This is a genomic window from Pseudomonas lini (assembly GCF_964063345.1).
Classification (GTDB): domain Bacteria; phylum Pseudomonadota; class Gammaproteobacteria; order Pseudomonadales; family Pseudomonadaceae; genus Aquipseudomonas; species Aquipseudomonas lini_B.
On record NZ_OZ061318.1, the window covers coordinates 2,709,573 to 2,728,127 of the forward strand.

Below are 18,555 nucleotides of genomic sequence, written 5' to 3' on the forward strand. Positions count from 1 at the left end.
ATGGGTAAGGGATGTAGCGAGGGGCGAACATGTTATCCACAGAAGCATTAACAGGGATTGTGGGTAACCCGGTGGATTGTTGGTGTGCACAGTGATCGACACTGAACCTGTGGCGAGGGAGCTTGCTCCCGCTGGGCTGCGAAGCGGCCCCCTTATCCCAAAAAGAGGGGGACTGCTTCGCAGTCCAACGGGAGCAAGCTCCCTCGCCACAGGTTACTCATCGCTTGTTTCTATCTCTTAACTGACTAGCATTGGGGCAAGCCCACTCCCACACGAACAGGGCTCAGCCTCAAGGCCGATACATCAAATAGGCCTCCCCGGTGACCCGAATCATTGGGTGGGGTGTGATCTGGCAGGTATCGACGATCCGGAAGCCATGGCGTTCATAAAACCGTCGGGCGCCGGTGTTCGCCTCGTAGTCGATCAGGCTTAAGCCATTAAGCCCCAACCGGTTGGCACGGTCGTAGGCGTAGGCGAGGAATTGTTTGCCCAAACCCTGATTGCGCCAGCCCTCATGCAGGGCCAGGCTCGAAATATAAAGGGTGTCGGGGATTTCCATCGTGGCATACGGTGCCAGGACCGGATCGGTGACGGGAGCGGCCAGCGGATCGTGGCGCATCGCGTAGCTGTGCAGCATGCCGATGACCTCTCCCTCGGCCTGCGCGATCAGACAGTTTTGATAGGAGAAATCGACGTCTTCGCGAGCGTAACGACTGGCACCGACCTCCAGCAGGTCCTGGCCGGGCTGCGCCAGTTGGCTCCAGATGTAATCCGCCGCACCTTCTGATGAAATCTGAAACAAGCGAGCAATCTCGCGCGCATCCGCGCGCAGGGCCGAACGAAACTCAACTGCCATTTACCGGGCTCCACAGGACCGTTAGCGAACCACACCTTCTTCGATCAGCAACTTGAGAATGGCTTCGGCGCCCGCCTGCGCGGTTACGCCCTTGAGCACCTGTCCGCCTCCACCACTGGCCTTGGCCGTCGCGGCTTTCATGCGGTCTGCACCGCTCTTGGCCTTGATCACTTTCAAGCGTTTGGGCCGTGGCTTGGCCGGTTGCAGCGTGGCCACCGCCAGCAGTTCATCGTCGATCACCTCGACTTCATCCGCCTGCAATACCCCGCGACGTGCCGGACCATAGGCGCTCTGCCGAGGCTTGGGCGCCGCGTTATCCACAGTCGCCAGAAATGGCAGGCGTACTTTCAAGCGCCGACGCTGCCCGCGAGGCAAAGCCTGCAGCACCAACGCCGAACCGCCGTCGATGGATTCGACCTGCGCCAACCCCACCACCAGCGGCCAGCCAAGGCTTTCCGCCAGCAGGAACGGCAACATGCCCGAGCCTTCACCGGTTTCCGCCTGGCTGCCGGTCAGCACCACTTGCGCCCCGGCATCGCGCAAATACGCGGTCAACGCTGGCAGTGCGTCCGCACCTTCCGGTTGCTCCAGCACATGCAACTGCTCCAGGCCCATGCCCAGATAAGCGCGCAATGCCGGTTCGGCGACGTCACCGGCATGCAGCACTTGCAGGTTATCCCCAGCCAGTTGCAAACCCAGCTCAACCGCTCGCGCATCCTGCTCGGCACGACGTGGCCGGCCGGAGGTCGGGTGGGCGCCGATGGACACCAGGCTGATGATTTTCGTGCTCATAACCCTTTCCTTTCCTTAAGCCGCATCGCGCTTGGCTTCATTGCGGTAAGCCTCTACCGCATCGATCAAGGCTTGAAGAATCTCGGCGCTCTCGCCGATCACCGACAGGTCGGCCCGTTTGATCATGTCGCAGCCAGGATCAAGGTTGATCGCCACCACCTTGTCGCAGGCACCGATGCCTTGCAGGTGCTGGATCGCCCCGGAAATGCCCACCGCCACGTAAACCCGTGCAGTGACCCAAGTGCCGGACGCACCGACCTGACGGTCGCGGGCCATGAAGCCGTCGTCCACCGCCACTCGCGACGCACCTTCGGTCGCGCCCAACGCCTCGGCCGTCCTGTGGAAAAGTCCCCAGTCCTTGACCCCGTTACCGCCGGAGAAAATGAACTCGGCTTCGGCCATCGGAATCGCCGCCGGGTCCACCGCCACCGCGCCCAGATCTTCGATCCGCGACAGGCTGCGTGCGACCGCTGTGGATAACTCCACCGGCAAGGCCTCATGACGGGTTTCGCTGACCGGTTCGGCGCATTCGGCAGCAGCCAGAATCAAACGGGCGACCGGACGTGCAAGGTCTTGCAAACCAGCACCGGCGCGGCCGATGCACTCCTGATCCTTGACCTGCCAGACACGCGTGGCCGGGCGTTCGCCCAATGCGGCGGCAAAGCGCCGACCGAGTTCGCCACCACCGCTGCGGCTGTCCGGCAGCAACCAGTGACGCGGGCTGAACTGGTTATCCACAGCCCGCAGGCCCTGGACGCGTTGCTCCGGTGCATAACCGCTGAATTCGTCGCCCTCAAGCACCAGCAAACGATCCACGCCAGCCGTGGCGAAGGCGTTTTCCTTGTGCTCACCGAAGACCACGGCCAGTACCGCGCCGTCCTTGCCGGCCAACTGATGAGCCAGGCCGAGCAAGTCGCGGTCGTGGCTGCTCAAGCGGCCGCCGACCATGTCCGGCACCACGCTGATGTAGAACGCCGGGGCAGGCACTTGATGCAGCGGCAATTGCACTTCAACCGCGGCCGAGCGTTTGGTCGCCCCGCCCTGCTGAGCGCCGCTGCGGTCAATTCGTTTGATGCCGTTGGGGCCGATAAAACCGATCCCGTGAGGATTCTTGCGGATGAGCCCGTTAGGCCCCATCCAGCTGTGTTGCGCCGGTTGCATGGCCGCGTGCAGCGGGTGCAAGCGGTTGCGGGCGATCCATTCGGCGCGTGGGTCGCGGCGGATAATGTCGCTCATTAATGCACCTCCGCAGGTTCACGTTTGGCCGGTGCCGAAGGCTTTCCCGGCGCGGCGTCTTCGAGCAAGGCATCGGCCACCAGTTCGGCAATGTCCTTGATCAACGGCCGTGGCTCGACCACGCCCTCAAGCATCGCGGTGCATTGTGGACAACCCACGGCCACCAGTTCGGCGCCGGTTTCGCGGATGTCTTCCATGCGCATGTCGGGGATCCGCTGCTTGCCCGGAATGTCGGTGATTGGCGCACCGCCACCGCCGCCGCAGCAGCGTGAACGGAAACCGGAGCGTTGCATTTCCTTGATCTCGATGCCCAGGGCGCGCAGCACTTCACGCGGCGCCTCGTATTCGCCGTTGTAGCGACCGAGGTAGCACGGGTCGTGATAGGTCACGCTGCTGCCTTTGTGCTGGCTTAGGTTCAGGGCGCCAGCGCCTATGATCTCCGCCATGTAAGTGCTGTGGTGCTGCACAACGTAATTAACACCGTAGTTGCCGTCGAAGGCGCCATACTCGTTTTTCAGCACATGGAAACTGTGCGGGTCGCAGGTGACGATGCGGTTGAAGCTGTACTTGGCCAGGGTCTGGATGTTGCGTTTGGCCAACAGCTGGAAGGTCGCTTCGTCGCCCAGGCGTCGGGCCACGTCACCGCTGTCGCGTTCTTCAAGCCCCAGCACCGCGAAGTCGACCTTGGCCGCTTTCAGTACTTTGACGAAGGCACGCAGGGTGCGCTGGTTGCGCATGTCGAAGGCGCCGTCGCCGACCCAGAACAGCACGTCGGTGGATTTCTTCTCGCTGAGCAGATTCAGGTTCAAATCCGCCGCCCAGTTCATCCGACCGCCCGGCGCGAAGCCGCCAGGGTTATCGGTGGCGATCAGGTTTTCCAGGACTTCGGCGCCCTTGTTCGGGGTTGCGCCTTTTTCCAGGGTCAGATGGCGACGCATGTCGACGATGGCGTCGACGTGCTCGATCATCATCGGGCATTCCTCGACGCAGGCACGGCAAGTGGTGCAGGACCACAGGGTTTCAGCGTCCACCAGACCGTTGACGATCGGTTGATGCGGATTGCCCCCGTGTTCGCCGATGGCTTTGCCCGGATAGGGGCTGCCGGCGAACTTGGCATCAGTGCCACCGGCCAGGCCAACGACCATGTCCTGAATCAGTTTTTTCGGGTTCAGCGGCTGGCCGGCGGCGAACGCCGGGCACGCGGCTTCGCATTTACCGCACTGCACACAGGCGTCGAAGCCGAGCAGTTGGTTCCAGGTGAAATCCTTGGGTTTTTCCACACCCAGCGGCGCGTTCGGGTCATTCAGATCCAGCGGTTTCAAACCGGTGGAACGACCGCCGCCAAAACGTTCGGCGCGACGGTGCCAAGCCAGGTGCAATGCACCGGCGAAGGCGTGCTTCATCGGCCCGCCCCAGGTCATGCCGAAGAACAGTTCCGACACGCCCCAGAGCACGCCGACGCCGAGGATCGCAGCCACCACCCAGCCACCGAAGTTTTCCGGAAGGATGCCGGCTACCGGCAGGGTCAACAGGAAGAACGATGCCGAGAACGCCATCAGGCTTTTCGGCAAGCGCATCCACGGGCCTTTGGACAAACGGGCCGGTGGGTTGCGACGGCGCAGGAACATAAAGATCGCGCCGACAAACATCACCGCAGACATCAACAGCAGTGCATAACCGAGGATGCGGTTATGCAGGCCAAAGCCATGCACCAGAATCGCCAGCACAATGGACGCCACCGCACCGCCAGCCGTGGCGACGTGAGTGTTGGCAATGTATTTGTCCCGCGCGACGACGTGGTGCAAATCGACCATGTAGCGTTTGGGCATGGCGAACAGACCGCCGATCAGGTCGACTTTCGAAGCCCGGCCCTGACGCCACATAGCCACCCGCCGCAACGCGCCCAGGACAGCCAGGCCCAAGGCAGCGAACAACAGGATTGGAAGAAGGGTGTTCAACATGGTGGAGCTCCCAAAGACCTCGGGGTCTTGCAGGTCGAGATGCCTTACTCGGTTCCTGTGGGAGCGGGCTTGCCCGCGATTGCATTCTGTCAGTCACATCTGCATTGACTGACCCACCGCTATCGCGGGCAAGCCCGCTCCCACAGGGTCATGTGCAAGCCGTTAGAAGTCTTTGCACAACCGCAACGCGTCATAGATCGCCGCGTGGGTGTTGCGCTGGGCCACGCAGTCGCCGATGCGGAACAGCAAGTAGCCGTCGCCCGCCTGACTCAGCGAAGGCTGAGGCTTGATCGCGAACAAAGCTTCGATGTCCATCTGGCCTTTGTTGCGCGAGCCTTCCTTCAGCGCGTAGTAGATTTCTTCGTCCGGACGCACGCCGTTTTCGACGACGACCTGGTCCACCACCCGCTCCTCTTTGGCGCCGGTGTATTCGTTCTCCAGCACCGCCACCAGCTTGTCGCCTTCGCGGTAGACCTTCTCCAGCATCATGTCGCCGGTCATGATCACTTCTTTCGGGTACATGCTGCGGTAGTAAGTCGGGAACGACGTACCGCCGATGGCCACGCCCGGTTTGATGTCGTCGGTGACGATCTCGACCTGGCTGCCCTTGTCGGCAAGGAAGTCGGCCGCCGACATCCCGGTGAACTCGCAAATGGTGTCGTAGACCAGCACGTTCTTGCCCGGCGCAACCTTGCCGTCGAGGATGTCCCAGCTGCTGACCACCAGGCCTTCAGCCGCGCCCCAGTGTTCGTTCTGCTCCAGGAACGGATGACCGCCGACGGCGAGTACCACCACGTCCGGACGCAGGTCGAGAATGGTCGCCGCATCCGCCGCCACACCCAGGCGCAGGTCGACTTTCAAACGTGCCAGTTCCAGCTGGAACCAGCGAGTGATGCCGGCGATCTGGTCCCGTTGTGGAGCTTTCGACGCAGTAGTGATCTGCCCGCCGATGAATTCTTTCTTCTCGAACAGGGTCACGTCGTGGCCACGTTCAGCCGACACGCGAGCCGCTTCCATCCCGGCAGGACCGGCACCGACCACCACGACTTTGCGCTTCACACCGGTCGATTTCTCGATGATGTGCGGCACGCCCATGTATTCACGGGAAGTCGCGGCGTTCTGGATGCACAAGACGTCCAGGCCCTGGTACTGACGGTCGATGCAGTAGTTGGCGCCGACGCACTGTTTGATCTGGTCGACCTGACCCATTTTGATCTTGGCGATCAGGTGCGGGTCGGCGATGTGGGCGCGGGTCATGCCGACCATGTCGACGTAGCCGCCTTCCAGAATACGAGTCGCCTGGTTCGGGTCCTTGATGTTCTGCGCGTGCAAAACCGGGGCCTTCACCACTTCTTTGATACCGGCGGCCAAGTGCAGGAATGGCTCCGGTGGATAACTCATGTTCGGAATAACGTTGGCCAAGGTGTTGTGGGTGTCGCAACCCGAACCCACGACGCCGATGAAGTCGATCATGCCGGTGTCGTCGTAATACTTGGCGATCTGTTTCATGTCCTCGTGGGACAAGCCGTCCGGGTGGAATTCGTCACCGCACAGGCGGATGCCGACGCAGAAATCCGGGCCGACTTCCTTGCGCACAGCCTTGATCACTTCCAGGCCGAAACGCATGCGGTTTTCGAAGCTGCCGCCCCATTCGTCGGTACGCTTGTTGACTCGCGGGCTCCAGAACTGGTCGATCATGTGCTGATGCACGGCGGACAGCTCGACGCCGTCCAGGCCACCGGCCTTGGCCCGCGCGGCTGCGCTGGCGTAGTTGCCGATCACCCGCCAGATTTCTTCCGGCTCGATGGTTTTGCAGGTCGCGCGGTGCACCGGTTCACGGATGCCCGACGGCGACAGCAGGGTTGGCCAATGCTCGCCGTCCCAGCGGGAACGACGGCCCATGTGGGTAATCTGGATCATGATCTTGGCGCCATGCTTGTGCATGGCGTCGGCCAGGTTCTGGAAGTGCGGAATGATCCGGTCGTCGGCCAGGTTGACCGACTTCCACCAGCCTTGCGGGCTGTCGATGGCCACGCTGGAGGAACCGCCGCAAATCGCCAGGCCGATCCCGCCCTTGGCTTTCTCTTCGTAATACTTGACGTACCGGTCGGTGGTCATGCCGCCGTCGGTGGCGTAGACCTCGGCGTGCGCGGTGCTGAGCACGCGGTTGCGGATGGTCAGTTTGCCGATCTGGATCGGCTGGAACATTGCTTCGAAAGCCATGGCGGGGTCCTCGACTTACAACGGCTTGACGGTGAACAAACCGTCGTCGTGGCCTTCTTCGGAGCCACCGTAGACTTGTTCGGCGACTGTACGGATCTTGCTGCCGCGAGCGGCCAGGATCTGGTCCATGGCGCCGGCGAACCAGCCAGTGAACATGTAGTCGACCTTGCGCCCGACCTTGCCGTACACGTAGACAAATGCGGAGTGTTCGAGCTTGACGCTGGCGGTGCCTTTGTCGAGGTCGATGTCCTGAATCTTGAACAGCCCCCAGCCGCGTTGCGACAGGCGCTTCATGTAGTGCTCGAACACTGCGACACCTTCCAGGCCGTGGCATTCAGCTTCTTTTTCACACCAGTGCCAGGCGGACTTGTAGCCGGCCTTGTAGAGGATTTCGGCGTAGGCGTCGGCGCCCAGCACTTCCTCGATGCCCATGTGGTTGTTGACGAAGAAATGGCGCGGCACATACAGCATTGGCAGGGCGTCGGAAGTCCAGATACCGGTTTCGCTGTCGACTTCGATTGGCAATTGCGGGGCGATTTTGGCCATGGAAACTTAACTCCAGAAAATTCGTTGTGTTGCCCCCGGCACGGACGGCCGGGGGAAAGGATTCAGAGATGCGGTGGCTTATTCGCCCCAAACGTCTTTCAAGACGTTCACCCAGTTCTCGCCCATGATCTTGCGCACCACCCGCTCGGAATGGCCGCGTTTGAGCAGGGTCTCGGTCAGGTTCGGGAACTCGCCCACGGTGCGGATGCCCAGTGGGTTGATGATCTTGCCGAAGCTGGTCAGACGGCGGGCGTAGCCCTTGTCATGGGTCAGGTATTCGAAGAAGTCCTGGCCATGGCCCTGGGTGAAGTCGGTGCCGATGCCGATGGCGTCTTCGCCGACGATGTTCATGGTGTATTCAATGGCTTCGGCGTAGTCGTCGATGGTCGAATCGATGCCCTTGGCCAGAAACGGCGCGAACATGGTCACACCGACGAAACCGCCGTGATCGGCGATGAACTTCAGCTCTTCGTCGGATTTGTTGCGCGGGTGCACTTTCAGACCCGACGGCAGGCAGTGGGAGTAGCAGACCGGCTTCTTGGATTCGAGGATGACTTCTTCGGACGTTTTCGAGCCGACGTGGGACAGGTCGCACATGACGCCGACACGGTTCATCTCGGCGACGATTTCACGACCGAAACCCGACAGGCCGCCATCGCGCTCGTAGCAACCGGTACCGACCAGGTTTTGGGTGTTGTAGCACATCTGCACGATACCGACGCCGAGCTGCTTGAAGACCTCGACATAGCCGATCTGGTCTTCAAACGCGTGAGCATTCTGGAAGCCAAAGAGGATGCCGGTCTTGCCTTGTTCCTTGGCCTTGCGGATATCGGCGGTGGTGCGCACCGGAATTACCAGGTCGCTGTTCTCGCGGATCAGCTTCTGGCTGGCGGCGATGTTGTTGACAGTGGCCTGGAAGCCCTCCCACACCGACACGGTGCAGTTGGCCGCGGTCAGACCGCCCTTGCGCATGTCTTCAAACAGCTCGCGGTTCCACTTGGCAATAATCAGCCCGTCGATAACGATGCTGTCGGCGTGCAATTCGGCTGGGCTCATCAGGCTGTCCCCTATTAGCGATTCATGCGCCGAATCGTGTGCCGGCGCTTTGGGGCCAGCATATGCCTCGGTGCCTGTGCAGCCGGGTGCAAAAACGACAGAGGGTTTGCCGAAAGCGTCAATCCGCGACAAAGGGTCGTCAGCAGGCGTCATTGCCTACCTATCCAACGCCGCCCGCTTGGGCCAGAATTCGCCGCATCACTGGATGTAATCACTGAATTAGGGGCGGCGGCGCAATGAAATCGATCTTCCTGGCTTTGGCACTGATAGCGACTGGCGTACAAGCAGCTGAAGAGGCCGACGACAATCCCTGCGACGCTGTCGAAAACGAAATCCAGACCCTGGAATGCTCGGCCTACAGCAGAACCACCGCCGAACAGCTGCTGAGCGACAACTATCAGAGCCTGACCGAGCGCATGCAAACGCTTTACGGCAACAACAAGGCGCAACTGACCGACATCACCGCCAAAATCAAAACTGCGCAACAGCAATGGCTGAAAACCCGGGATGCCGATTGCGCAGTGGACGCATTTCCGGCGACCAGCGGTAGCAAGGCGTCCACCATTGCGCAAAATGATTGCGTGGCGCGGATGAGTGATGAACGGTCGGAGTTTTTGGAGTCGATCGGGCAGGAATAAAGACATAAGAATGGAGAATTATTTGATCCCCCACGAAGTAGTGAGCCGCATCGTCGATGGAGCACTCCCTGTTCGCGCCTGGCGCGAACACCTGAACCTTAAGCAGGATGAAGTTGCCAAGCGCATGGGCATTTCCCAACCGGATTTCGCCCAGCAAGAAACGGTCTCCAAGCCCCGCAAAGCAACCCGTGAAAAAATTGCCGCAGCTTTTGGCATCACCGCCAACCAACTAGAGTTGTAAGCTGAACGCCATCAGCCAGTTAAGGGATTCAACATGAAAGTCTGCGGCATCGAAATCAAAGGCAGCGAAGCGATCATCGCCGTGGCGTCCCTCGACGGTACGAGCCTGAGTCATGTCGCGCTCAACACCAAGAAAATCGCCCTCGATGAGGATGACGAGGCGGCCAACGTCAAGCTGTTCGCAGCACAGGTAGCGTCGTTTGTTCGCGAGAATTCCATCGACCGGATCGCGATCAAGAAACGCAGCAAGAAAGGTGAGTTCGCCGGTGGGCCGACTACGTTCAAGATCGAGGGGATTTTCCAGCTGCTGGAAAATTGCGAGGTGACGCTGCTGTCGCCGCAGACCATCAATGCGCAGAACAAGAAGTTCGATTTTGCACTGCCGGAGACGCTGAACAAGTATCAGCATGAGGCTTACAAGGCGGCGTGTTCCGCGCTGATGAAGAAGTAACATTTTCTCTCATCAACACAGATCATTGTGGGAGCGGCGGTGCGGCGATCCGACTTGCCCGCGATGGCGGCGTGTCAGTCAACATCAACATTGAATGTGCCGGCCTCATCGCGGGCAAGCCCGCTCCCACAGGTTTCTCGGGTGTCGTCAGAATTACGCTTTAGCCGTACGTCGGTCTTCACGCGGGCACCGCTCAAATCTCGCCCGATAACTGCGGGTGAAATACGACGGCGATTCAAACCCGCACGCGATACTCACCTCCAACACACTCATGTTCGTCTGGCGCAGCAACTGCCGCGCCTTCTCCAGCCTTAACCGCAGATAGAAATTGCTCGGCGTGTCGTTCAGGTGCAGGCGAAACAGGCGTTCGAGCTGACGCCGGGTCACTTTGATCGATTCCGCCAGCGCCAGCGTACTCAGCGGCGGCTCGCTGTGCTGTTCCATCTCCCCGATCACCTGCACCAGTTTCTTGTTGCTGATGCCATACCGCGTGGCGACTTCCATGCGCTGGTGGTCTTTACGCGGGCGGATGCGCCCGAGTACGAACTGTTCGCTGACCTGGATCGCCAGTTCCGGGCCGTGGGCCTGGCCGATGAGGTCGAGCATCAGGTCGATGGAAGCCGTGCCGCCGGCGGAGGTGATGCGACGACGGTCGATCTCGAACAGCTCCTGAGTGACGCTGAGCTGTGGATAAGACTCCTTGAAGGCATCGATAGCTTCCCAGTGCAGGGTCAGGCGATGGCCTTCGAGCAGGCCGGCTTCGGCGAGGACGAAGCTGCCGGTGTCGATGGCGCCGAGGGTCACGCCTTCGTTGTCCAAACGACGCAACCAGTGCTCCAGCGCCGGGGTGGTGAATTTCAGCGGCTCGAAACCGGCGACCACCAGCAAGGTCGCGCTTTTCTTCAGGGGTTCCAGCGCTGCATCGGCGTTGACCGACATGCCATTACTGGCCAACACCGCCCCGCCATCAGCGCTCAACACATACCAGCGGTACAGCTCACCGCGAAAGCGATTGGCGACCCGCAGCGGCTCGATTGCCGAGATAAAACCGATCGCCGAAAAACCGGGCATCAACAAGAAGTAGAAATCCTGGGACATGGAGCGCACTCGATGGCAGGTAGCGAGAGGGCGGGAAGCGTGTTGACGTTGATACGCCAGTTGCACGCGGCATTCAAGAGCGCAGGTCGCTGCAGTGCAAGAGCTGGTCGCCATAGTGCGCTTTGACGGGCCTCAAGCTGCGTAACTTGGCATAACCGGCGCACGAAGACGCCCGGACCCACAATAACGACCTGCCGAGGAACCCGACATGAAACGACTGATCAGCAGCTGTGTTCTTGCACTCAGCGGTACCGCTTTCTTGAGCGCCAGCGTCATGGCCGCCGAACCCGCGTCGTGCCAGAACGTGCGCATGGGCGTGGTGAACTGGACCGACGTAATCGCCACCAGCGCCATGACCCAGGTCCTGCTCGATGGCCTCGGCTACAACACCAAACAGACCAGCGCCTCCCAGCAAATCATCTTCGCCGGGATTCGCGACCAGCGCCTGGACTTGTTCCTCGGTTACTGGAACCCGCTGATGACCCAGACCATCACGCCGTTTGTCGATGCCAAGCAGGTCAAAGTGCTTGAAGCGCCAAGCCTCAAGGATGCTCGCGCCACCCTCGCCGTGCCGACTTACCTCGCCGACAAAGGCCTGAAAACCTTCGCTGACATCGCCAAGTTCGAAAAAGAACTGGGCGGCAAAATTTATGGCATCGAGCCTGGCTCGGGCGCCAATACTCAGATCAAGGCGATGATCGCCAAGAACCAGTTTGGCTTGGGCAAGTTCCAACTGGTCGAGTCCAGTGAAGCCGGCATGCTCGCGGCGGTGGATCGCGCCGTGCGGCGCAAGGAAGCCGTGGTGTTCTTCGGCTGGGCGCCGCATCCGATGAACGTCAACGTGCAAATGACCTACCTCACCGGCAGCGAAGACGCCCTCGGCCCGAACGAAGGCATGGCCACCGTCTGGACCGTCACCGCGCCGAAATACGCCGAACAATGCCCGAACATTGGTCGTTTGCTGAGCAATCTGACCTACACCGCCGAAGACGAGAGCCGGATGATGCAGCCGCTGCTCGATCACAAGGACGCCTTCGAGTCGGCCAAGCAATGGCTGAAAGATCACCCGCAAGACAAGCAACGCTGGCTCGAAGGCGTGACCACCTTCGATGGCAAACCGGCGGCTGAGAACCTGAAACTAACCAGTAAATAGAACCGAAATGAACCACCGATTCGCAGCCCGACCGGGCTGCGAACGGAATCGTCACGCCCTGAGCCACACCCGAAAATCACGCCTGTAAGGAACCGCCTCATGAATCACGACGTCATCATCACCTGCGCACTCACCGGTGCTGGCGACACGACCGCCAGAAGCCCACACGTGCCGGTCACCCCGAAACAAATCGCCGCGGCCGCCGTGGAAGCCGCCAAGGCCGGCGCTACCGTGGTCCACTGCCATGTTCGCGACCCCGAAACCGGCAAGTTCAGCCGTGATGTGGCGCTGTACCGCGAAGTGATGGAGCGTATCCGCGAGGCCGACGTCGACATCATCGTCAACCTCACCGCCGGCATGGGCGGCGACCTGGAAATCGGCGCGGGCGAGAATCCGATGGAGTTCGGCCCGAACACTGACCTGGTCGGCCCGCTGACCCGTCTGGCCCACGTCGAAGAACTGCTGCCGGAAATCTGCACTTTGGATTGCGGCACCCTGAACTTCGGTGACGGCGACACCATTTACGTGTCCACCCCGGCGCAACTGCGCGCTGGCGCCAAACGCATTCAAGAGCTGGGCGTGAAGGCCGAGCTGGAAATCTTCGACACCGGCCACCTGTGGTTTGCCAAGCAGATGATCAAGGAAGGCCTGCTCGATAACCCGCTGTTTCAGCTGTGCCTGGGCATCCCGTGGGGCGCACCGGCCGACACCACCACCATGAAAGCCATGGTCGACAACCTGCCGGCCGACGCGGTCTGGGCCGGGTTTGGCATCGGTCGCATGCAGATGCCAATGGCGGCGCAAGCGGTGCTGCTCGGCGGCAACGTGCGGGTCGGTCTGGAAGACAACCTGTGGCTGGACAAGGGCGTATTGGCGACCAACGGCCAACTGGTCGAACGCGCCTCAGAAATCCTCAGCCGCCTCGGCGCCCGTGTTCTGACCCCAGCTGAAGGCCGGGCAAAAATGGGCCTGACCAAGCGCGGTTAACCCGACCTACACCTAACCCTGTAGGCCGGTACATCCGCCACATCTCTTGTGAGAGGAACGCCGCCATCGCAGGCAAGCCAGCTCCCACAGGTTTCTCGACCAATCTTCAGGACAGCATTCATGAGTTTTATTACTGATATCAAAACCTTCGCCGCCCTGGGCAGCGGTGTCATCGGCAGCGGCTGGGTATCCCGCGCCCTCGCCCATGGCCTCGATGTGGTGGCCTGGGACCCGGCGCCCGGTGCCGAAGCGGCGCTGCGCAAACGCGTCGCCAATGCCTGGGGCGCACTGGAGAAACAAGGTCTGGTACCCGGCGCATCGCAGGATCGTCTGCGCTTTGTCGACACTATCGAAGAATGCGTTCGCGATGCGGATTTCATTCAGGAAAGTGCACCAGAACGACTGGACCTGAAACTGGAACTGCACAGCAAAATCAGCGCGGCGGCCAAGCCCAATGCCTTGATCGGTTCCAGTACGTCGGGGCTGTTGCCGAGCGAGTTCTACGAGAGTTCGACCCACCCGGAACGCTGCGTGGTCGGGCACCCGTTCAACCCGGTTTACCTGCTGCCATTGGTGGAAGTGGTCGGGGGCAAAAATACCGCGCCAGAAGCGGTTCAAGCAGCAATGAAAGTCTATGAATCTTTAGGCATGCGCCCGTTGCATGTGCGCAAGGAAGTACCAGGTTTTATCGCCGACCGTTTGCTCGAAGCGTTGTGGCGTGAGGCGTTGCATCTGGTCAACGACGGCGTGGCGACCACTGGCGAAATCGATGATGCGATTCGTTTTGGCGCGGGCCTGCGCTGGTCGTTCATGGGCACCTTCCTGACTTACACCCTGGCGGGCGGCGACGCAGGCATGCGGCACTTCATGGCGCAATTCGGGCCGGCGTTGCAGCTACCCTGGACGTATCTGCCGGCACCGGAGCTGACCGACAGATTGATCGATGACGTGGTGGATGGCACCAGCGAGCAATTGGGCAAACACAGCATCTCGGCGCTGGAGCGCTATCGTGATGATTGCTTGCTGGCGGTGCTGGAGGCGGTGAAGACCACCAAGGCCAAACATGGCATGGCGTTTAGCGAATAAACCAAGTCAGGGGCCAGCAGGTCTGGCCTCATCGCGGGCAAGCCCGCTCCCACAAGGATCTACTGAGTGGCATAGATTTTATAAACACCTCAAATCACTGTGGGAGCGGGCTTGCCCGCGATAGTGCCAGTACAGTCACCACACATCTTGGATCACTCACCATGCCCACCCTCACCACCTACCAAACCAAAATCATCCCCGACTGGGTCGACTACAACGGCCATCTGCGCGATGCCTTCTACCTGCTGATTTTCAGCTACGCCACCGACGCGCTGATGGATCGGCTGGGCATGGACAGCAACAACCGCGAAGCCAGCGGCAATTCGCTGTTCACCCTCGAACTGCACCTCAACTACCTGCACGAAGTGAAGCTCGATGCCGACGTCGAGGTGCACACCCAGATCATCGGCCATGACCGCAAGCGCCTGCACCTCTACCACAGCCTGCATCTGGTGGGCGGAGACAAGGAGTTGGCGGGAAATGAACAAATGTTGCTGCACGTCGACCTCGCCGGGCCGCGATCCGCACCGTTCAGCGAAGAAACCTTGAGCAAACTGCAAGCCATTGTCGCCGAGCAAGCCGACCTGCCCGCACCCGCCTTCATCGGCCGAGTGATCGCCTTACCGCCCGAAAAACAATAAGGAGCTCGTCATGAACACCGCCGCCGCTTTTGCCGACTTCCGCACCTACCCGTTGATCAGCGCGTTGACCGCCGTGCACACCCTGGCGGACCGAATTCAAGTGCAATGGGCGGACGGTCGGATCAGCCCTTTTCATCATCAATGGCTACGGGACAACTGCCCGTGCCCGCAGTGCGTCTACACGGTGACCCGCGAGCAAGTGCTGGAAATCGTCGATGTCGCGGAAGATCTGATCCCCGACAGTGCACGAATCGATGCCGAAGGTTGTCTGTGTGTCGATTGGCAGGACGGCCATCTCAGCCGCTTCGACCCGGGCTGGCTGCGAGCCCACGCCTATGACGACGAGTCCCGCGCCGAACGCCGGGCCGCCAAACCGAAAAGTAAGTGGTGGGACAGCCACCTGAAGCTTCCGGTGTTTGATTATCAGGCGTTGATGGACGACCACGATGCCTTGCTGCAATGGCTGCTGGCCGTACGTGACATCGGCTTGACCCAGGTTCGCGGCGTACCCACTGAGCCGGGCTCGCTGAAGCTGATCGCCCAACGGATTTCCTTCATCCGCGAGAGCAATTTCGGTGTGCTGTTCAACGTGCAATCCAAGGCCGACGCCGACAGCAATGCCTACACCGCCTTCAACCTGCCGCTGCACAGCGACCTGCCGACCCGAGAGTTGCAACCGGGGCTGCAATTTCTGCATTGCCTGGTCAATGACGCCGACGGTGGCGAGAGCATTTTCGTCGACGGTTTTGCCATCGCTGAAGCCTTGCGTCGGGAAGATCCCGAGGCGTTTCAGGCCTTGTGTGAAATACCCGTGGAGTTCCGCAACAAGGACCGCCATAGCGACTATCGCTGTCTGGCGCCGATCATCGCTCTGGACTCTTTCGGGCAAGTGTCGGAAATCCGCATGGCGAACTTTCTGCGTGGGCCGTTCGATGCTTCGGTGGAGCAGATGCCCCAGCTGTATCGCGCTTACCGACGTTTCATTGCGATGACCCGCGAGGCGCGGTTCAGGCTGATGCAAAGGCTCAATCCCGGCGAGCTGTGGTGCTTTGATAACCGCCGCACCCTCCACGCCCGCAACACGTTCGACCCCGCTACGGGTGCCCGGCATTTCCAGGGGTGTTATGTCGACCGGGATGAGTTGTTGTCGCGGATATTGGTATTGCAAAGATAAACCGCGTCATCGTTCATCGCGGGCAAGCCACGCTCCCACAGATTTGGCGTCGTTCGCCAAAGCTGCAGTAACCCCGATCCTGTGGGAGCGTGGCTTGCCCGCGATGGCGTCCGCACAGGCAACACCAAACCCTCTGATTCACACGCAAAAAAAACCCCGATCAAGCCGTGACAGGATCGGGGCAGAGGTGGGTACTGTTGAGGAGCCGTTGCGCGAGGGTGACCAAACCTTCGTGAAGCCAGCTGAGTCCAGTGTGCCCACTCTCCTCGCTGGCAAGTTAGCCGAAAACGACATGTTCATAGCCAATGCGGCCATTGCGACAAATCGCCCTTGCCGCCACTTCATGCCCCAACCAGAATCGAACCACGACACCGTTCCCTGAAGAAGGATTGCGTCATGATGCACGCCGATTTAATTGACCAGGAAGACCTGTTGGGCCAGCTGAAATCGTTGGGTTTTCAAGTACCGAGTGGCTCTACAGCCGAGCAGGCTTGCGAGTGTGCGGTGCGAGGCTTGAACGATGAGCGGGCGATGACGCTGCGGACCATGGTCAAGCAGATGTACACCAGCAGCGCGACCATCCTGCCGGCCGTGCGCCAGGCGATCGACAAGCAGTTGCTGCCGGCATTGGCGCAGTACCAGCAAAGCCGTAGCGCCTGATAGACCCAATCGCGGGCAAGCCCGCTCCCACAGTGGTTTTGCGTCGTATACACAATTGATGCATCGACACAGAACCTGTGGGAGCGGGCTTGCCCGCGATGAAGGCGCCTCGGATTAGAGCCTTACGCTCGCGAAAGTCGACTCATTACGCGCCTGGCTCAACGCCGACAGCGGCCCGGACAACGGCGACAGCACCAAGGCTTGCGGCAGCGGCATCATCGCCACTTGTTGTGTGGTGTTGGAACCCACACGCTCGTCACGCGGCGGAATGCCGAAGTATTCGCGGTAGCACTTGGAGAAGTGCGGCGTGGACACGAAACCACATACCGACGCGACTTCGATGATCGACATCGGTGTTTGCTTGAGCAATTGCCGAGCGCGGATCAAACGCAGTTTCAGGTAGTAACGCGACGGCGAGCAGTGCAGGTATTTCTGGAACAGCCGCTCCAGCTGGCGACGCGACACGGCGACGTACACCGCCAGTTCATCGAGGTCGATCGGCTCTTCAAGGTTGGCTTCCATCAACGCCACGATTTCCTGCAACTTCGGCTGGTTGGTGCCAAGCATGTGCTTGAGTGGCACGCGCTGGTGATCCTGCTCGTTGCGGATGCGCTCGTAGACAAACATCTCCGAGATCGCGGCCGACAGTTCACGACCGTGATCGCGGCTGATCAGGTGCAACATCATGTCCAGCGGCGCGGTGCCACCGGAGCTGGTGAAACGGTTACGGTCGAGGGTGAACAGCCGGGTACTCATGGCCACCCGCGGGAAAGCTTCCTGCATCGACGCCAGGCATTCCCAGTGCACGCTGCAATCGAAACCGTCCAGCAGACCGGCGCACGCCAAGGCCCAGCTGCCGGTGCAAACCGCGCCAAGACGACGGTGCTGACGCGCCTGGCTTTGCAGCCACGATACGTGCTCGCGGGTAACAGTACGCTGAATACCGATGCCGCCGCAGACAATGACAGTGTCCAGGGGAGGCGCTTTGTGCATCGCCGCGTCGGGAGTGATCTGCAGACCGTCACTGGCCCAGACCTGACCGCCATCGACGGTGAGTGTGGTCCAGCGATACAGCTCGCGGCCGGACAATTGGTTGGCCATGCGCAGAGGTTCTACTGCGGAGGCCAGAGAAATAAGCGTGAAATTGTCCAGCAGCAAAAAGCCGATGGATTGAGGCGCACGGTTCTGGGGTTGGGCCCCGGAGTTGAACGTCGTCATCGCGGTATCTCCTCACACAAAGCGGGTGATGGCCTCAGGCGGAGGCTCTTTTTATTGCCATCGTTCTCGCGTGGGAGACGGGCTTTGTAATGACAGAGCAATTGCCATGCCTAAAATTGAATGCGCGTTCAATAACTCCTGAAAACGACGTCGCGATGTGTCTGGATATGGCGCGCAGAGATAAGAGGTTATAAGTGCCATTAGAGGCCGCAAACCCGCTACCCCGTTGCCTGTGAGCAAATCGGTAGCACTTGTGGGAACCGGGCTGCGACGTGCCGGGAACGAGTGTCACCGCAGGCACGGGTGACGGACGGTCAGGCTTGAATTGGATCCCCGATCTGGGAAGAAAGACTTACCTGTTTGCGACGCGCTAAAAGGTGGCGCGTTTTGCATCGGGTGTTCACTTGGTGCGCAGTTTTGACTGGTCTGGCGCTATCGCGGGCAAGCCCGCTCCCACAGGAATTGTTGTGTGACGAAGAACTAATACACACCACAAATACTTGTGGGAGCGGGCTTGCCCGCGGTGGGGTCAAACCGGT

Annotated in this window: 17 protein-coding genes and 1 pseudogene; 9 read left to right on the forward strand and 9 right to left on the reverse strand. The window is 60.5% G+C overall.

All coding sequences use genetic code 11. The features are described from left to right. Window positions 1–289: 289 nt before the first annotated feature. The 7 genes from AB3226_RS12270 to AB3226_RS12300 form a co-directional block, all read right to left on the reverse strand. The gene (locus AB3226_RS12270) at window positions 290–856 is read right to left on the reverse strand and encodes an N-acetyltransferase family protein (RefSeq protein ID WP_367373238.1); all 567 of its coding nucleotides are present in this window, start codon (window positions 854–856) and stop codon (window positions 290–292) included. A gap of 21 nt (window positions 857–877) precedes the next feature. Further along, a complete protein-coding gene (locus AB3226_RS12275) occupies window positions 878–1,648 on the reverse strand; it encodes an electron transfer flavoprotein subunit beta (RefSeq protein WP_030128552.1) in 771 nt (256 codons plus the stop codon). 15 nt (window positions 1,649–1,663) lie between these two features. Next, a complete protein-coding gene (locus AB3226_RS12280; protein ID WP_367373239.1) occupies window positions 1,664–2,884 on the reverse strand; it encodes an electron transfer flavoprotein subunit alpha/FixB family protein in 1,221 nt (406 codons plus the stop codon). Beyond that, complete coding sequence (gene dgcB, locus AB3226_RS12285; protein ID WP_367373240.1) at window positions 2,884–4,845, reverse strand: dimethylglycine demethylation protein DgcB; 1,962 nt, start codon at window positions 4,843–4,845, stop codon at window positions 2,884–2,886. Before dgcB ends, AB3226_RS12280 begins: the two co-directional genes overlap by 1 nt. Window positions 4,846–5,007: 162 nt before the next feature. Then, on the reverse strand, window positions 5,008–7,068 hold the full coding sequence (gene dgcA / locus AB3226_RS12290) for a dimethylglycine demethylation protein DgcA (protein ID WP_095052597.1): 2,061 nt from the start codon (window positions 7,066–7,068) through the stop codon (window positions 5,008–5,010). Between the two features lie 15 nt (window positions 7,069–7,083). After that, window positions 7,084–7,614, reverse strand: coding sequence for a DUF5943 domain-containing protein (locus AB3226_RS12295; protein ID WP_052967365.1), 531 nt, complete (start codon window positions 7,612–7,614; stop codon window positions 7,084–7,086). A 78-nt stretch (window positions 7,615–7,692) separates the two neighbouring features. Beyond that, on the reverse strand, window positions 7,693–8,670 hold the full coding sequence (locus AB3226_RS12300) for a dipeptidase (RefSeq protein WP_007907542.1): 978 nt from the start codon (window positions 8,668–8,670) through the stop codon (window positions 7,693–7,695). Between the two features lie 236 nt (window positions 8,671–8,906). Between AB3226_RS12300 and AB3226_RS12305 the strand changes: the two genes are divergently transcribed. The 3 genes and pseudogenes from AB3226_RS12305 (at window position 8,907) to AB3226_RS12315 (ending at window position 9,999) form a co-directional block, all read left to right on the forward strand. Continuing rightward, window positions 8,907–9,308, forward strand: coding sequence for a lysozyme inhibitor LprI family protein (locus AB3226_RS12305; protein ID WP_367373241.1), 402 nt, complete (start codon window positions 8,907–8,909; stop codon window positions 9,306–9,308). Between the two features lie 7 nt (window positions 9,309–9,315). Continuing rightward, a pseudogene (locus AB3226_RS12310) lies at window positions 9,316–9,549 on the forward strand (helix-turn-helix domain-containing protein); the annotation flags it as partial. Between the two features lie 33 nt (window positions 9,550–9,582). After that, window positions 9,583–9,999: a DUF3010 family protein gene (locus AB3226_RS12315; protein ID WP_367373242.1), complete on the forward strand. Its 417-nt coding sequence runs from the start codon at window positions 9,583–9,585 to the stop codon at window positions 9,997–9,999. A gap of 153 nt (window positions 10,000–10,152) precedes the next feature. Here the strand turns inward: AB3226_RS12315 and AB3226_RS12320 are convergent, their stop codons facing one another. Then, the gene (locus tag AB3226_RS12320; protein ID WP_367373243.1) at window positions 10,153–11,097 is read right to left on the reverse strand and encodes a GlxA family transcriptional regulator; all 945 of its coding nucleotides are present in this window, start codon (window positions 11,095–11,097) and stop codon (window positions 10,153–10,155) included. Between the two features lie 208 nt (window positions 11,098–11,305). Here AB3226_RS12320 and AB3226_RS12325 point away from each other — a divergent pair, with 208 nt between their 5' ends. The 6 genes from AB3226_RS12325 (at window position 11,306) to AB3226_RS12350 (ending at window position 16,798) form a co-directional block, all read left to right on the forward strand. After that, window positions 11,306–12,250: a choline ABC transporter substrate-binding protein gene (locus AB3226_RS12325; protein WP_192344854.1), complete on the forward strand. Its 945-nt coding sequence runs from the start codon at window positions 11,306–11,308 to the stop codon at window positions 12,248–12,250. 99 nt (window positions 12,251–12,349) lie between these two features. Then, window positions 12,350–13,237, forward strand: a complete 888-nt coding sequence (locus AB3226_RS12330) for a 3-keto-5-aminohexanoate cleavage protein (protein ID WP_054616877.1) — start codon at window positions 12,350–12,352, stop codon at window positions 13,235–13,237. 120 nt (window positions 13,238–13,357) lie between these two features. Then, a complete protein-coding gene (locus AB3226_RS12335) occupies window positions 13,358–14,323 on the forward strand; it encodes an L-carnitine dehydrogenase (RefSeq protein ID WP_367373244.1) in 966 nt (321 codons plus the stop codon). Between the two features lie 161 nt (window positions 14,324–14,484). After that, window positions 14,485–14,964 carry a thioesterase family protein gene (locus tag AB3226_RS12340; protein WP_367373245.1) on the forward strand — a complete coding sequence of 160 codons (480 nt, stop codon included), beginning with the start codon at window positions 14,485–14,487 and terminating at the stop codon, window positions 14,962–14,964. A 10-nt stretch (window positions 14,965–14,974) separates the two neighbouring features. After that, window positions 14,975–16,138, forward strand: a complete 1,164-nt coding sequence (locus AB3226_RS12345; RefSeq protein WP_367373246.1) for a gamma-butyrobetaine dioxygenase — start codon at window positions 14,975–14,977, stop codon at window positions 16,136–16,138. A gap of 396 nt (window positions 16,139–16,534) precedes the next feature. Then, window positions 16,535–16,798: a hypothetical protein gene (locus AB3226_RS12350; RefSeq protein WP_038981102.1), complete on the forward strand. Its 264-nt coding sequence runs from the start codon at window positions 16,535–16,537 to the stop codon at window positions 16,796–16,798. A 114-nt stretch (window positions 16,799–16,912) separates the two neighbouring features. Here AB3226_RS12350 and AB3226_RS12355 read toward each other — a convergent pair whose 3' ends face one another. Next, window positions 16,913–18,016: a GlxA family transcriptional regulator gene (locus AB3226_RS12355; protein ID WP_258617744.1), complete on the reverse strand. Its 1,104-nt coding sequence runs from the start codon at window positions 18,014–18,016 to the stop codon at window positions 16,913–16,915. Window positions 18,017–18,555 lie beyond the last annotated feature (539 nt).

Excerpts from the sequence above, each read along its gene's own strand:
- AB3226_RS12270 (WP_367373238.1), bottom strand. The coding sequence starts at position 856 with ATGGCAGTTGAGTTTCGTTCGGCCCTGCGCGCGGATGCGCGCGAGATT.
- AB3226_RS12275 (WP_030128552.1), bottom strand. The coding sequence starts at position 1,648 with ATGAGCACGAAAATCATCAGCCTGGTGTCCATCGGCGCCCACCCGACC.
- AB3226_RS12280 (WP_367373239.1), bottom strand. The coding sequence starts at position 2,884 with ATGAGCGACATTATCCGCCGCGACCCACGCGCCGAATGGATCGCCCGC.
- dgcB (WP_367373240.1), bottom strand. The coding sequence starts at position 4,845 with ATGTTGAACACCCTTCTTCCAATCCTGTTGTTCGCTGCCTTGGGCCTG.
- dgcA (WP_095052597.1), bottom strand. The coding sequence starts at position 7,068 with ATGGCTTTCGAAGCAATGTTCCAGCCGATCCAGATCGGCAAACTGACC.
- AB3226_RS12295 (WP_052967365.1), bottom strand. The coding sequence starts at position 7,614 with ATGGCCAAAATCGCCCCGCAATTGCCAATCGAAGTCGACAGCGAAACC.
- AB3226_RS12300 (WP_007907542.1), bottom strand. The coding sequence starts at position 8,670 with ATGAGCCCAGCCGAATTGCACGCCGACAGCATCGTTATCGACGGGCTG.
- AB3226_RS12305 (WP_367373241.1), top strand. The coding sequence starts at position 8,907 with ATGAAATCGATCTTCCTGGCTTTGGCACTGATAGCGACTGGCGTACAA.
- AB3226_RS12315 (WP_367373242.1), top strand. The coding sequence starts at position 9,583 with ATGAAAGTCTGCGGCATCGAAATCAAAGGCAGCGAAGCGATCATCGCC.
- AB3226_RS12320 (WP_367373243.1), bottom strand. The coding sequence starts at position 11,097 with ATGTCCCAGGATTTCTACTTCTTGTTGATGCCCGGTTTTTCGGCGATC.
- AB3226_RS12325 (WP_192344854.1), top strand. The coding sequence starts at position 11,306 with ATGAAACGACTGATCAGCAGCTGTGTTCTTGCACTCAGCGGTACCGCT.
- AB3226_RS12330 (WP_054616877.1), top strand. The coding sequence starts at position 12,350 with ATGAATCACGACGTCATCATCACCTGCGCACTCACCGGTGCTGGCGAC.
- AB3226_RS12335 (WP_367373244.1), top strand. The coding sequence starts at position 13,358 with ATGAGTTTTATTACTGATATCAAAACCTTCGCCGCCCTGGGCAGCGGT.
- AB3226_RS12340 (WP_367373245.1), top strand. The coding sequence starts at position 14,485 with ATGCCCACCCTCACCACCTACCAAACCAAAATCATCCCCGACTGGGTC.
- AB3226_RS12345 (WP_367373246.1), top strand. The coding sequence starts at position 14,975 with ATGAACACCGCCGCCGCTTTTGCCGACTTCCGCACCTACCCGTTGATC.
- AB3226_RS12350 (WP_038981102.1), top strand. The coding sequence starts at position 16,535 with ATGATGCACGCCGATTTAATTGACCAGGAAGACCTGTTGGGCCAGCTG.
- AB3226_RS12355 (WP_258617744.1), bottom strand. The coding sequence starts at position 18,016 with ATGACGACGTTCAACTCCGGGGCCCAACCCCAGAACCGTGCGCCTCAA.